Source organism: Pantoea piersonii (assembly GCF_003612015.1).
GTDB lineage: Bacteria > Pseudomonadota > Gammaproteobacteria > Enterobacterales > Enterobacteriaceae > Pantoea > Pantoea piersonii.
The window spans coordinates 35,008-48,113 of record NZ_RARB01000006.1; the positions used below are offsets into that span (position 1 = coordinate 35,008).

Annotated in this window: 10 protein-coding genes; 5 read left to right on the forward strand and 5 right to left on the reverse strand. The window is 60.8% G+C overall.

Features of this window, described 5'->3' with window-relative positions; all coding sequences use genetic code 11:
- Positions 1 to 114: 114 nt before the first annotated feature.
- From malG to malE, 3 genes are read right to left on the reverse strand one after another with little or no spacing between them, the layout of a single operon-like run.
- A complete protein-coding gene (malG, locus tag D7S44_RS16290; protein WP_120456607.1) occupies positions 115 to 1,005 on the reverse strand; it encodes a maltose ABC transporter permease MalG in 891 nt (296 codons plus the stop codon).
- A 9-nt stretch (positions 1,006 to 1,014) separates the two neighbouring features.
- Positions 1,015 to 2,547 carry a maltose ABC transporter permease MalF gene (gene malF, locus D7S44_RS16295; RefSeq protein WP_120456608.1) on the reverse strand — a complete coding sequence of 511 codons (1,533 nt, stop codon included), beginning with the start codon at positions 2,545 to 2,547 and terminating at the stop codon, positions 1,015 to 1,017.
- A 58-nt stretch (positions 2,548 to 2,605) separates the two neighbouring features.
- Positions 2,606 to 3,796: a maltose/maltodextrin ABC transporter substrate-binding protein MalE gene (gene malE, locus D7S44_RS16300; protein WP_147402116.1), complete on the reverse strand. Its 1,191-nt coding sequence runs from the start codon at positions 3,794 to 3,796 to the stop codon at positions 2,606 to 2,608.
- A 360-nt stretch (positions 3,797 to 4,156) separates the two neighbouring features.
- Here malE and malK point away from each other — a divergent pair, with 360 nt between their 5' ends.
- The 5 genes from malK (at position 4,157) to D7S44_RS16325 (ending at position 8,427) form a co-directional block, all read left to right on the forward strand.
- Entirely contained in the window at positions 4,157 to 5,266 is a 1,110-nt protein-coding gene (gene malK / locus D7S44_RS16305; RefSeq protein WP_120456610.1) for a maltose/maltodextrin ABC transporter ATP-binding protein MalK, read from the forward strand.
- Between the two features lie 41 nt (positions 5,267 to 5,307).
- Complete coding sequence (locus D7S44_RS16310; RefSeq protein WP_120456612.1) at positions 5,308 to 6,609, forward strand: maltoporin; 1,302 nt, start codon at positions 5,308 to 5,310, stop codon at positions 6,607 to 6,609.
- A 116-nt stretch (positions 6,610 to 6,725) separates the two neighbouring features.
- Positions 6,726 to 7,640 (forward strand): maltose operon protein MalM, encoded by a 915-nt coding sequence (gene malM, locus D7S44_RS16315; RefSeq protein ID WP_120456614.1) that lies wholly within the window; start codon positions 6,726 to 6,728, stop codon positions 7,638 to 7,640.
- Between the two features lie 143 nt (positions 7,641 to 7,783).
- On the forward strand, positions 7,784 to 8,014 hold the full coding sequence (gene vapB, locus D7S44_RS16320) for a type II toxin-antitoxin system VapB family antitoxin (protein WP_120456616.1): 231 nt from the start codon (positions 7,784 to 7,786) through the stop codon (positions 8,012 to 8,014).
- Positions 8,011 to 8,427 carry a type II toxin-antitoxin system VapC family toxin gene (locus D7S44_RS16325; RefSeq protein WP_120456617.1) on the forward strand — a complete coding sequence of 139 codons (417 nt, stop codon included), beginning with the start codon at positions 8,011 to 8,013 and terminating at the stop codon, positions 8,425 to 8,427. Before vapB ends, D7S44_RS16325 begins: the two co-directional genes overlap by 4 nt.
- A gap of 72 nt (positions 8,428 to 8,499) precedes the next feature.
- Here the strand turns inward: D7S44_RS16325 and malQ are convergent, their stop codons facing one another.
- Positions 8,500 to 10,569 carry a 4-alpha-glucanotransferase gene (gene malQ / locus D7S44_RS16330; RefSeq protein WP_120456619.1) on the reverse strand — a complete coding sequence of 690 codons (2,070 nt, stop codon included), beginning with the start codon at positions 10,567 to 10,569 and terminating at the stop codon, positions 8,500 to 8,502.
- A gap of 8 nt (positions 10,570 to 10,577) precedes the next feature.
- Positions 10,578 to 12,980: a maltodextrin phosphorylase gene (gene malP / locus D7S44_RS16335; protein WP_120456621.1), complete on the reverse strand. Its 2,403-nt coding sequence runs from the start codon at positions 12,978 to 12,980 to the stop codon at positions 10,578 to 10,580.
- Positions 12,981 to 13,106 lie beyond the last annotated feature (126 nt).

Sequence of the window (13,106 nt, forward strand, 5' to 3'; positions counted from 1 at the left end):
CGAATATGCCGAACGCCGGGTTTAAGCCCAATAAAAACGGCGGCCCGAAGGCCGCCAAAAACCCTCAATTATGGTTAGTATTGAGGAAGCAGTGGCACTGCATTGATGAAGAGATTAACCCTTAACGCCTCCCGCCGTCAGGCCGCTGACCAACCAGCGCTGCGCCAGCAGGAACACCAGCGTAATCGGGATAGCAGAGAGCACAGCGGCGGCAGCGAAGTCCCCCCACAGATAGTTCTGTGGATTCAGATACTGCTGCATACCGACCGCCAGGGTATAGCTGTTAACGTCCCGCAGCAGCAGCGAGGCGACAGGCACCTCTGTTACCGCGGCGATAAACGCCAGAATAAACACCACCGCCAGGATCGGCACCGAGAGCGGCAGCAGCACCAGCCGGAACGCCTGCCACGGCGTCGCGCCGTCCAGCGCGGCCGCCTCTTCCAGCGAACCGTCGATGGTTTCGAAATAACCTTTAATCGTCCAGACATGCAGCGCGATGCCGCCAAGGTAGGCGAAAATTACGCCGCCATGCGTATTCAGCCCGAGGAAAGGCAAATACTGCCCCAGCCGATCGAACAAAGCGTAGAGCGCCACCAGCGAGAGAACGGCAGGGAACATCTGGAAAATGAGCATCCCTTTCAACAGGCTGGCGCGTCCAGCGAAGCGCATGCGAGCAAAAGCATAGGCGCAGGTAGTGGAAAGCGCCACTATGCCAATCGCGCTGATGCCCGCGATCTTAACGGAGTTCCACAGCCACAGCAGCACCGGGAAAGGTGGCGGCGTCACGCGGCCGTCGGCATGGGTGACGCTGAACCCCAGCGCCAGCCGCCAGTGCTCCCAGGATATCTGCTCCGGGATCAGGCTGCCGGTCGCGAAGTTGCCGGCGCGCAGTGAAATTGCCATAACCATCAGCAGCGGGAAAAGAATCGCGGCGATAAACGCGAGCAGCAGCAGATGAGTCAGCAGCAAACGCAGCCTCTGCGATTTAGGTTGTACCATAGCCATAACGCCTCCTTAGTCGAACTTCATCCGCACGGCTTTCAGGTTAATCACCGCCAGCGCGCCTACCAGCAGGAAGATCAGCGTCGCGATCGCCGCCGCCAGACCGAAATCCTGCCCGCCGCCGCCCTCAAAGGCGATGCGCCACGTATAATTCACCAGCAGGTCGGTATAGCCCGCAGGCGTTGTGGTGCCAAGCCGATCGGGGCCGCCGTTGGTCAGCAGCTGCACCAGCACAAAGTTGTTAAAGTTAAAGGCGAAGCTGGCGATCATCAGCGGCATAAGCGGCTTCAACAACAGCGGCAGCGTAATCAAAAAGAAATTCTGCAACGGTCCTGCGCCATCCATCGCCGAAGCTTCGTACAGGTCGTCTGGAATCGCCTTGAGCAGCCCCATGCAGAGGATCATCATGTAGGGATAGCCCAGCCAGGTATTGACGATCACCAGCATGGCGCGCGCCAGCAGAGGGTCGCTGAACCAGGCGGGCTGGAAGCCGAACAGCGCGTTGAGCAGCACGTTGATCTCGCCGAAGCTCTGGTTAAACAGGCCCTTGAATATCAGTATCGAGATAAAGGCCGGGACGGCATAGGGCAGGATCAGCATCACGCGATAGATCGCTTTCCCCTTTAACGCTTCCCACTGCACCAGGCAGGCGAGCACCATGCCGACGGCGACGGTCAGCGCCACGGTCAGTAGCGAGAAGAGCAGCGTCCAGCCGAAAATCGCCAGGAAAGGCTTCTGGATCCCCTCATCGGTAAAGACGCGCACAAAGTTCTTCCAGCCCGCATTCACCGTAAAGCCCGGGCTAAGCTGCTCGCTGCCCCAGTTGCCGTCGGCGTTGACGCGCTGGAAGAAGCCGGTTTTATCATTCGCCTGATACAGCTCGCCGCTTTGCTGATTTTTCAACTGCTGGTCGGCGGTAAGCAGATAGAGCGGGCGCGTGCCGGAGAACTGCCGCAGCGAACTCATTACCAGCTCGCGGCCGTCCGGCAGCCGGGCGCGGATCTGACTGAGCGCCTGGCGATTGCTGGTGATGACCTTCAGCGTTGCGCGCTGGCCCACAGGCGGCGCGGCGCGGATCATACTGAGCTGCTGATCGCCGCCAAAATCGAACGGCGGCGAAACGTAATTTTCACTCTCGCTGGCTAACAGCAGCTGCCAGCGGCTGCCCGCCGGATAGAGCGCGAAGTTCATTCCCGCGCCGTCCTGATACTGACGGCTCAGCAGCACCTGCTGCGCGCGCGCCTGGGTAAGCTGGTTGGTACTGCTGTAGTTGGTAAAAGCGATCGCCACGGTGCAGGCGAGGGGGAAGAGCACAAACAGCGCCATACCGGCGAGGCCGGGATAGACATAGCGCCAGGCATAGGCGCGTCGGTTAGCGTAAATCCAGATGCCCGCCGCGCTGACAATCAGCGTCACCAGCGCAAACAGATATTCGCCCTGCGCATACATCAGCACCAGAAGGTAGCCGACCAGCAGACAGCAGATCCCGACGAGAACGCGCTTCAGCAGCTGGCTGGCGCCTCCTGTTTTCGGTTTTCCTGACATGATTCGGTGTTCCTTAACAGCCAGTGGTAAGCCGGCGCAAGCCGGCTTCGAGGGGGCATTACTTATTCAGGCGCGCCTGCGCATCTTTCAGCGCGGCGTCTACGCTCTGGCGACCGCTCAGGGCGTTAAGCGTGGCGGTGCGCATCGCATACCAGAACGCCGCCATCTGCGGAACATTTGGCATAATGTCGCCGCTGCGCGCGTTGTTCATGGTGGCGGCGATACGCTCATCTTTTTCCAGCGTCTGCTGGAACGACTTCAGCGTCACCGCGCCCAGCGGCTTATCTTTGTTCACCGCGTCCAGACCGGCGTCGGTCAGCAGGTAGTTTTCCAGGAACTCTTTCGCCAGCTCTTTATTCGGGCTGGCCGCGTTGATGCCTGCGCTGAGCACGCCAACAAAGGTTTTCGACGGCTTGCCGTTGAGGGTCGGCAGCAGCGTTACGCCATAGTTGATGCCGCTCTTGTCGATATTGCTCCAGGCCCAGGGGCCGTTGATGGTCATCGCGGTCTGCCCCTTATTGAAGGCGGCTTCAGCGATAGAGTAATCGGTGTCGGCGTTGAGGGTTTTGGCTTTGACCTGATCGACGAGGAACTGCATGCCCGCCTTCGCGCCAGCGTTATCTACGCCGGTGTCTTTAACGTCGTAGCCGCTGTCGGTCTTTTTAAAGGCATAAGCGCCGCCTGCGGCCAGCAGCGGCCAGGTGAAATAGGGTTCCTGCAGGTTGAACATAATGGCGCTTTTGCCTTTCGCGCGCAGCTGCTTGTCAACGGCCGCCATCTCTTCCCAGCTTTTCGGCGGAGTGGGCAGCAGGTCTTTGTTGTAGATCAGCGACAGCGACTCGACCGACACGGGATAGCCGATCAGCTTGCCGTTAAAGCGCACCGCATCCCAGGTGAAGGGAAAGAGCTTCTCCTGGAAGCTTTTATCCGGCGAGATCTCCGCCAGCAGCCCTGACTGGGCGTAGCCGCCAAAGCGGTCATGCGCCCAGAAGATAATATCCGGGCCGTCGCCGGTGGCGGCCACCTGCGGATACTTCTCTTCCATCTTGTCCGGATGCTCTACCGTCACTTTAATGCCGGTATCCTGCTCAAACTTTTTACCCACCTCGGCCAGCCCGTTATAGCCTTTGTCGCCGTTAATCCAGATAACCAGTTTTCCCTCTTCTATCTTCGCGATTGCCGAGGCCGAAAACAGCATGGCCGTAAGGGCGGAAAGGGCAAAAATACGTGCGCCGGTTTTCATTTTCATAACTCCATCCTGTTAGCGGAAACGGAAATCGTTTTCCCGCACATTGTGGCGATCCGCTGCGGCTTCTCATCCTCCCGCGCTCTACGCCTGCTGACGCAAAGCCGTGATCGCCGTTGCAAAACGGCACCGTTATCACGGGCTGGCGCACACTCTCGTCGCCGCGACTCTGCGCGTTCGATCACAAAAAACAGCAGGTTGCCGCCTTCGCACCGTCCTGCGCGGCGATCTCCTCCTCCTCTCTCATCCCCCAGCTAAACCGCCCACGGCGGAGGATGTGCGGCGACTGAACCTTTCCCATAGTGGTCGCCGGAGTCTGCCTGCGGCGATGCGGGCAAGAGTGAGCAAGCGGAGAAGAAAGCAATGGCGAGCGTCGCGTTACGCAATGTCACCAAGGCCTGGGGCGATACCCTGGTCTCAAAGGACATCAATCTGGAAATCGGCGAAGGAGAGTTCGTGGTATTCGTCGGCCCTTCGGGCTGCGGTAAGTCCACGCTGCTGCGCATGATCGCCGGTCTGGAGACCATTACCAGCGGCGAGCTGCTGATCGGCGATCGGCGGATGAACGAGGTGCCGCCGGCTGAGCGCGGCATCGGCATGGTGTTTCAGTCCTATGCGCTCTATCCACACCTTTCCGTGGCGGAAAACATGTCCTTCGGCCTGAAACTGGCGGGTGTTAAGCGCGGCGAGATCCAGCAGCGCGTCAACCAGGTGGCGGAAGTGCTGCAGCTGGCGCATCTGCTGGATCGTCGTCCTAAAGCGCTTTCCGGCGGACAGCGTCAGCGCGTGGCGATCGGCCGCACGCTGGTCGCCGAGCCGCGCGTCTTTTTGCTGGATGAGCCGCTCTCCAACCTCGACGCCGCGCTGCGCGTGCAGATGCGCATTGAGATTTCACGTCTGCACAAGCGCCTGAAGCGCACCATGATTTACGTCACGCACGATCAGATCGAGGCGATGACGCTGGCGGACAAGATCGTGGTGCTGGACGCCGGACGCATCGCGCAAATCGGCCGGCCGCTGGAGCTTTATCACTATCCTGCCAACCGCTTCGTCGCCGGTTTTATCGGCTCGCCGAGGATGAACTTCCTGCCCGTCAAGGTCACCGCCACCGCCATCGATCAGGTGCAGGTTCGTCTGCCCAACGATCAGCGCATCTGGCTGCCGGTTGAGAGCGCAGGCGTACAGGTCGGCAGCAATATGTCGTTAGGCATTCGTCCCGAACACCTGCTTTCCAGCGATATCGCCGACGTCACGCTCGAGGGCGAGGTACAGGTGGTCGAGCAGCTCGGAAACGAAACGCAAATTCATATCCAAATCCCCGCTATCCGTCAGAACCTGGTTTACCGCCAGGAGGACGTCGTGCTGGTAGAAGAGGGCGCCGTGATGGGCATTGGCCTGCCGCCAGAGCGCTGTCACCTGTTCCGCGAGGACGGGAGCGCCTGTCGCAGGCTGCATCAGGAGCCTGGTGTTTAGCCCTGCAAAACAATAAAAGCAATGACCTCAGGAGACAGAAAATGATAACTCTGCGCAAACTTCCCCTCGCTATCGCCATTGCGGCGGGCACGATCTCTGCCCCGTCGATGGCGGTCGATTTTACCGGCTACGCCCGTTCCGGCATCGGCTGGACCGGCAGCGGCGGCGAACAACAGTGCTTTCAGGCCACCGGCGCGCAAAGCAAATACCGTCTGGGCAACGAATGCGAAACCTATGCCGAGCTGAAACTGGGCCAGGAAGTGTGGAAAGAGGGCGACAAGAGCTTCTACTTCGACACCAACGTCGCCTACTCGGTATCGCAACAGAATGACTGGGAAGCAACCTCACCCGCCTTCCGCGAGGCGAACGTCAAAGGCAAAAACCTGATCGACGCGCTACCTGGCTCTACCATCTGGGCGGGTAAACGCTTCTATCAGCGCCACGACGTGCATATGATCGACTTCTACTACTGGGATATCTCTGGTCCCGGCGCCGGTCTGGAAGATGTGGATCTCGGTTTCGGCAAGCTCTCGTTCGCGGCGACGCGCTCCTCCGAAGCGGGCGGCTCCTACACCTTCTCCAGCGATCGCATCCGCGACTACGCCACCAGCACCGCCAATGACGTCTTCGACGTGCGCCTTGCCGGACTGGAAACCAACCCGAACGGCGTGCTGGAGCTGGGCGTCGATTATGGCCGCGCCAACGCGCGTGACGGCTACCGTATCGAAGACGGCGCGTCGAGAGATGGCTGGATGTTTACGGCGGAGCATACCCAGAGCATGCTCAAAGGCTACAACAAGTTCGTGTTGCAGTACGCCACCGATGCGCTGACGTCGCAGGGTAAAGGCGTGCCACAGGGCACCAACATCAACAACAACGGCAGCATGTACCGCGTTCTCGATCACGGCGCGATTTCCCTCGCCGATCGCTGGGACCTGATGTATGTCGCGATGTACCAGAACGTCGATCTGGATAACAACCGCGGCACCGAGTGGTACACCGTCGGCGTGCGACCTATGTACAAATGGACGCCGATCATGAGCACCCTGCTGGAAGTGGGCTACGACAACGTGAAGTCGCAGCAGGTCAGCGAACGCAACGGCCAGTACAAAATCACCCTGGCCCAGCAGTGGCAGGCGGGCGACAGCATCTGGTCGCGTCCGGCGCTGCGTCTGTTCGCCACCTACGCCAAATGGGATGAGAAGTGGGGCTACAGCAAAGACGCTTCGGGCGATTTGACGACGCTGGCTGCCGCGGATAGCACCGGCAACGGCCTGTTCACCAACAGCCGCGGCGACAACGATGAGTGGAGTTTCGGCGCGCAGATGGAAATCTGGTGGTAAGCCGCCTCGTCCTGTAAAGCAAGCAGAAGCCGTACGTTCAGCGTACGGCATTTTCTGGGCGGCAGCGGCCATTGCCAGGCCTGAGCGGCTGCCCGATAGCCTGTTGAGAACCTAAAATGAAAAAGAAAACGCTTACCGCGCTCTGTCTGAGCGCCGCGCTGCTGACGAGCCTCGCCTTGCCAGCGCATGCTGAGATCAATCTGGTGCCGCAGGATCTCTCTGCCGCGCCCACTATTCCGACAGCGAGCCTGCAGCGCCTGAACTGGCAGCCCGTTGATTCTTCGCGTCCACAGATCACCACGCTGGCCACCAGCGGTACCCAGCTTGAGGCCAGCGGCATCACCGGGCCGGTCGCCGCCTACAGCCTGCCCGCCAGCCAGGGCGAAATGACGGTAACGCTGAGCAGCGAAGTGTCGCACAATCAGGTATTCGCCCCTAACGTGCTGGTGCTTGACGAGAATCTGTGTCCCGCCGCCTGGTTTCCGAGCCGCTTTTTTACCTATCAGCAGCCGGGCGTCATGAGCGCCGACCGTCTGGAAGGGGTGATGAAGCTGACGCCCGCGCCTGGTCAGCAGAAAATTTATCTGCTGGTCTTCACCACCGCGCAGGATCTCAACCAGACCACCACGCTGGTCGATCCGGCAAAAGCCTACGCCAGAGGCACCGGCCATGCGGTGCCCGATATTCCCGATCCCGTCGCGCGTCACGGCATAGACGGCAAGATTAAGCTGAAAGTCTCTACCAGCTCCGCCTCCTCGATTCTGGTCGGCCCGCTGTTTGGCTCCGCCAGCCCGGCGCCGGTCACGATCGGCAGCACTCAGCCGGTTACGCAGGCGACGGTCCGTACCGCGCCCGCGACGCCGTCGGCGCCGCTGGTGAGCGACACCGAAAGTTACTTTAATCAGAGCATTCGTCAGGCGGTGGATCAGGGCAATATCGACAAGGCGCTCAGGCTGCTGGACGAGGCGGAACGACTGGGTTCGACGTCGGCGCGTAAAACCTTTATCAGCAGTGTTAAAGGCAAGGGGTGAAGCTGCCCCGACAGTGCTGAGTTGCCCCATCTGGTGCGCTACGGCGCACCTTTTTTATGGGGAAGTGGGTTACTGCACATCGCTATACATCGCTTCCCGACAAGCATATACTTGGCATATGCTTTAACACGAAGGATAACATCATGCGAACAGTATCTGTATTTAAAAATGGTAATAACCGGGCAATTCGTTTGCCTCGCGATCTCGATTTCGATGGCGTAAACGAGCTGGAGATTATTCGTGAAGGCGACACCTTGCTCCTGCGACCAGTCAAGCCCAGCTGGCGCTCATTCCGCGAGCAAGAAAAAGCTGATCCAGACTTTATGACGGAACGTGAAGAGGTTGTCAGCGATGAAGGACGCTTTGAACTGTGAGTAAAACCTATATGCTGGACACTAATATCTGTTCTTTTATTATGCGAGAGCAGCCGGAGGCGGTGCTAATGCGCCTTGAACAGGCGGTGCTACGCCGTGACAGGATCGTAGTGTCAGCGATAACCTATGCCGAAATGCGTTTTGGTGCGATTGGCAAGAAAGCGTCGCCCCGCCATGCGCAGTTGGTTGAAGCTTTCTGTGCGCGACTTGACGCCATTCTGCCCTGGGATCGCAACGCGGTAGACGCGACCACGGAAATCAAAGCTGCCCTGACCGCTGCCGGCAACCCCATAGGTCCAAATGATACCGCCATCGCCGGGCATGCTATTGCGACCAGCGCTATTCTTGTTACCAATAACATAAAAGAATTTGAGCGCGTACCCGGACTTACTTTTGAAGACTGGTGCAAATGATCGCCCGACTGCGCCACGAATATCGCTGGCGCAAGAAAGTCAGCCCGCACGCGGCGGGCTAACCTTTAACCGCTACTTAACCTCTTTTCTGCCTCTGTTAACCTGTGCCAGCAGCGCATCGACCGCAGCGTCGCTGAACATCTCCTCCAGCGTTGCGCTGAGCTTGCGTCGCCAGTTGGGATAGGCATCGGTGGTGCCCGGCACGTTTACCGGTGTTGCCATATCCAGCCACTCTTCCGGCTGCAGGCCAAGCAGCGCGCTCTGCGTCCCCGCCAGATAACCCAGTATCGCCCGGCTGAGCGTCCCGGTCATACGCGCGCGGCCGCGCTGAAACCGCTGACGAGACGGCAGCGCGCCGCTACGCAGCAGGGTTCGCAACAGCGCTTGTCTCGCCACCTGTCTGTCGCGGTAAAGCCCGGCCAGAATGGTTTTATCGGGATAGAGGCCAAGCTTGCTTCCCAGATGAAGATCGTCGCTTCGCCACCAGCCGCGCAAAGTCGGCATATCGTGGGTGGTAGCGACCGCCATCGCCTGACGCGGCCACTGCGCTGGCGGGCGGAAAGCCTGCTTCGACGTCTGCTCGAAATAGAGCACCTTGTAGGAGTAAACGCCGGCGTCGCGCAGCTTATCGACAATCGCCGCGGGCACAGTGCCTAAATCTTCGCCTATCACCATACAGCGGTGGCGCTGACTCTCCAGCGCTAGGATCGCCAGCAGCGCGTCCACCGGGTAGTGAACATAGGCACCTTCAGCCGCGCTTTCGCCCTGCGGGATCCACCAGAGACGCAGCAGCGCCATCACATGGTCGATACGCAACGCGCCGCAGTCCTGCATACTGGCACGCAGCAGCGTAATCCAGGGCTCGAAGGCGAGCGCCGCCATCGCCTGCGGATCCATCGGCGGCAGCCCCCAGTTTTGCCCCAGCGGGCCAAGAATATCGGGCGGCGCGCCGACGCTCGCCTCAAGGCAGTAAAGCTCCCGCTCACGCCATGTCTCAGCGCCGTCGCGCGCCACCCCTACCGCCAGATCGCGATAGAGCCCAATCGGCATCTGCTGCTGCTGACAAAGCTGCCAGCAGCCTGCGAACTGCTGCGCCGCCAGCCACTGTAGCCAGAGCCAGAAGCGCACCTCGTCGCTCTGTTCGATGCGAAACGCCAGCACGGCGGCGCTGTCAGGATGCTGAAAGGCTTCCGGCCAGCTTTGCCAGCCGTGGCAGTCGCTATCCTGCTCGCGCCGCTCGGCGTGCAGCGCATCGAACAGTCCCTGGCTGAGCAGGCTGTCGCCGCCCGCCTCGACGAAGGCATCAAACGCCGCCGTCTCCGCATCCTCTGGGCCGCGACGCCGAAACTGCTGCCAGGCCAGCCGCAACCCTTCCAGCTTCAGGCGCGTCACGGCGCGGTAATCGACATATTCAGCGCTGCGCGCCGCCTGCAGCGTCTGCTGCGTCGCCTCAAGCCGCCACCATGTTTGCGCCGCGTCGCTCTGCTGAAAATCAGCTACCTGGTTGACGTCAATGTAGAGAATATTGAGCCAGCGGCGGGAAGAGGGGCTGTAAGGACTGGCGCTCTCCGGCTCGGCAGGAAAGAGGGCGTGCAGCGGGTTCAGCCCGACGAAGGCGCCGCCGCGTTTCGCCGTCTCGCCGATCATCTGCCGCAGATCGCCAAAGTCGCCGATGCCCCAGTTATTCGCCGAACGCAGCGTATAAAGCTGTATGCAGCTGCCCCACAGCGATTCGCCCGCCAGCAGAGCGGCCGGCTCATAGCAGCGCGGCGGCGCGACGATAATGCAGCAGCGGTAGCGCTGCGCCTCATGCTCCAGCATCAGCTGGTGGTAGCCATCCGGCAAAAGCGGCAGCGAAAGCGTCTCGCCGACCGCACAGCGGCCAGACCAGCATTCGCCCGCTTCGCTGGTCAGCTGCCAGTCGGCCGCAGCAAAAAGAACCGGCGTGAGCGCCAGCGGCTCCCCCTGGCGAAAGATGGCTGCAGGCGGCAGCGGCGACGCGCTGCCGCTCAACGGTTGCATCAGCCCCAGCAGCCGCTCGCGGGTAAAGGAAGATACCTGCTGCGGCCGCCCGTGGGCGTCAATATAATCAGGCGCAATCAGGCCATCCGCCGCAAGATCAAGGTGGTTTTTTGGTTTCATGGCGATCCTCAGCGCGCGGCCTGCCAGATGCGTTGCTGATAGTCGCGGATGGCGCGGTCGGCGCTGAACATGCCGCAGCGCGCGGTGTTCAGGATAGCGGCGCGCGTCCAGGCGTCCCGATCGGCCCACAGCGCTTCAACCTGCTGCTGGGCGTTGAGATAGTGACGGAAATCGGCCAGCACCAGATAAGGATCGCCGCCCTCCGGCCCCAGGCTGTGCGTCAGCGCGGCGAAGGCGGTCCGGTCGCCGTCGCTGAACGTGCCGTCCTCCAGCGCGGTCAGCGCCCGATCAAGCTGCGCATCCTTTTTACGCCATGTTGTCGGTGCGTAACCCGCCTGCTTCAGCGCGCTGACCTGCTCGACGGTATGACCGAAAATAAAGATATTCTCCTCGCCGACCTGCTGGGCAATCTCCACATTTGCGCCGTCCAGCGTGCCAATTGTCAGCGCGCCGTTGAGCGCCAGCTTCATATTGCCGGTGCCGGAAGCCTCTTTGCCCGCCGTAGAGATCTGTTCGGAGAGATCGGCGGCCGGGATAAGCCGCTCCGCTACAGAGACGTTGTAGTCGGGAATAAATACGATTTTAAGGCGATCGCCGACGCGCGGATCGGCGTTGACCACCGCGGCCACCTTATTGATGGCATAGATGATATTTTTCGCCAGCGCATAGCCCGGCGCAGCTTTGGCCCCGAACAGCATCACGCGCGGCGTCAGGTTCGCCTGCGGATCGCTGACCAGGGTTTGCCACAGGGCGATGATATGCAGCAGCATCAGATGCTGGCGCTTATATTCATGCAGACGCTTAATTTGTACGTCGAACAGCGCGTCGGGCTGAACGCGAATACCGGTTTGTTCGGCGATCCAGCGCGTCAGAGCGGCCTTATTCTCCTGTTTGATGGCACGATACTCCGCGCGAAACGCCGCATCCTCCGCCAGCGGTGCCAGATCGCTGAGCGCATCCAGATCGTTAAGCCAGGGGCGACGTAGGGTTTTGCCGATCAGCGCGGCCAGCGCCGGGTTGCACTGCTGGATCCAGCGACGCGGCGTGATGCCGTTAGTGACGTTATGGAACTTCTCCGGCCACAGAGCGTGATACGCCGGGAAGAGGTCCTGCACCACCAGCTTCGAGTGCAGCGCCGCTACGCCATTGACCGCGAAGCCGCTGACCACGCAAAGGTTCGCCATGCGCAGCTGCTGATTATGCACCACCGCCAGCTTCGCCCAGATCGCTTCGTTGCCCGGCCAGCGCGCCTCCACCTCTTTTTTCAGCTGTGCGTTGATGGTGTTGATAATCATCATATGGCGCGGCAGCAGCGTGCGTACCAGACGCAGGTTCCAGCACTCCAGCGCCTCCGGCATCAGCGTATGGTTGGTGTAGGCGAAGGTGCGCTGCGTAATGCGCCACGCCTGCTCCCACGACAGCTGATGCTCGTCGAGCAGCAGGCGCAGCAGCTCAGGGATCGCCAGCGTCGGGTGGGTATCGTTAAGCTGGATCACCTCATAGTCGGGCAGCGACTCAATCGCGCGGCCCGCCTGATGATGGCGTCGCAGGATATCGGCCAGGGTACAGGCGCACTGGAAATATTGCTGCATCAGGCGCAGCTTTTTCCCCGCCAGATGGTTGTCGTTGGGGTAGAGCACCTTCGTCAGCTTCTCCGCATCGATACCCTGCTGTTCGGCACGCAGAAAATCGCCGTCGTTAAAGCGTTGCAGATTGAAAGGATGCGCATGTTTTGCCTGCCAGAGGCGCAGCGGCTGGATCACGCCGTTCTGGTAGCCGACAACGGGCAGATCCCAGGCTTCGCCCTGCAACAGAAAAGCGGGTTCCCAGCGCGGAAGGCCGTTCTCCGTCGTGACCTTGCCACCCAGGCCGACCTGCACCGTCAGCGCGGCGTTGTGACGAAACCAGGGGTAGCGGTCACGCCCCCAGTCGTCCGGCTGCTCATGCTGCGCGCCCTCGACAAAATGCTGACGAAACAGGCCGTACTGGTAGTTCAGGCCGTAGCCGATAGCAGGCTGCCCGGTGGTCGCCATGGCGTCGAGAAAACAGGCCGCCAGTCGACCCAGGCCGCCGTTGCCGAGCGCCGGATCGGTCTCGCGCTCCAGCACCTCGCTCAAGTCAACGCCGCAACCGGCGAGCGCGTCGCTGACCGGCTGATACCAGCCCAGGTTGAGCAGGTTATTTCCCGTCAGCCGCCCGGTCAGAAACTCCATGGAGAGATAGTTAACGTGGCGCTGCGGCCCGTTTGCCGCCTGCGCAGGCAGGTCAGCCATCAGCTCGGCCAGCGCGCCGCTGAGTGCGTGCCACCACTGTTGAGGAGTCATCTCCTGCGCGTCGTGCAGACCAAAGCGTTGCCACTGGCGCGTAAGCGCGGCGGTAAAACGGTCGGTGTCGAAGGATTGCGGGTTCATGTGTTGTGCTTCCTGTCAGAACGAAAAGGGTATGCGTGCCAGTGTGCCTGCCGTAGTTCTGGCGCTCCTCCTCCCGCATCAAATTCAGCAGGGAGGATAACGAGGGCGGAGAAGCCAGGGTAAATC

Bases quoted from the DNA above. Each gene is read 5' to 3' on its own strand.
- malG (WP_120456607.1), bottom strand. From the start codon at position 1,005: ATGGCTATGGTACAACCTAAATCGCAGAGGCTGCGTTTGCTGCTGACT.
- malF (WP_120456608.1), bottom strand. From the start codon at position 2,547: ATGTCAGGAAAACCGAAAACAGGAGGCGCCAGCCAGCTGCTGAAGCGC.
- malE (WP_147402116.1), bottom strand. From the start codon at position 3,796: ATGAAAATGAAAACCGGCGCACGTATTTTTGCCCTTTCCGCCCTTACG.
- malK (WP_120456610.1), top strand. From the start codon at position 4,157: ATGGCGAGCGTCGCGTTACGCAATGTCACCAAGGCCTGGGGCGATACC.
- D7S44_RS16310 (WP_120456612.1), top strand. From the start codon at position 5,308: ATGATAACTCTGCGCAAACTTCCCCTCGCTATCGCCATTGCGGCGGGC.
- malM (WP_120456614.1), top strand. From the start codon at position 6,726: ATGAAAAAGAAAACGCTTACCGCGCTCTGTCTGAGCGCCGCGCTGCTG.
- vapB (WP_120456616.1), top strand. From the start codon at position 7,784: ATGCGAACAGTATCTGTATTTAAAAATGGTAATAACCGGGCAATTCGT.
- malQ (WP_120456619.1), bottom strand. From the start codon at position 10,569: ATGAAACCAAAAAACCACCTTGATCTTGCGGCGGATGGCCTGATTGCG.
- malP (WP_120456621.1), bottom strand. From the start codon at position 12,980: ATGAACCCGCAATCCTTCGACACCGACCGTTTTACCGCCGCGCTTACG.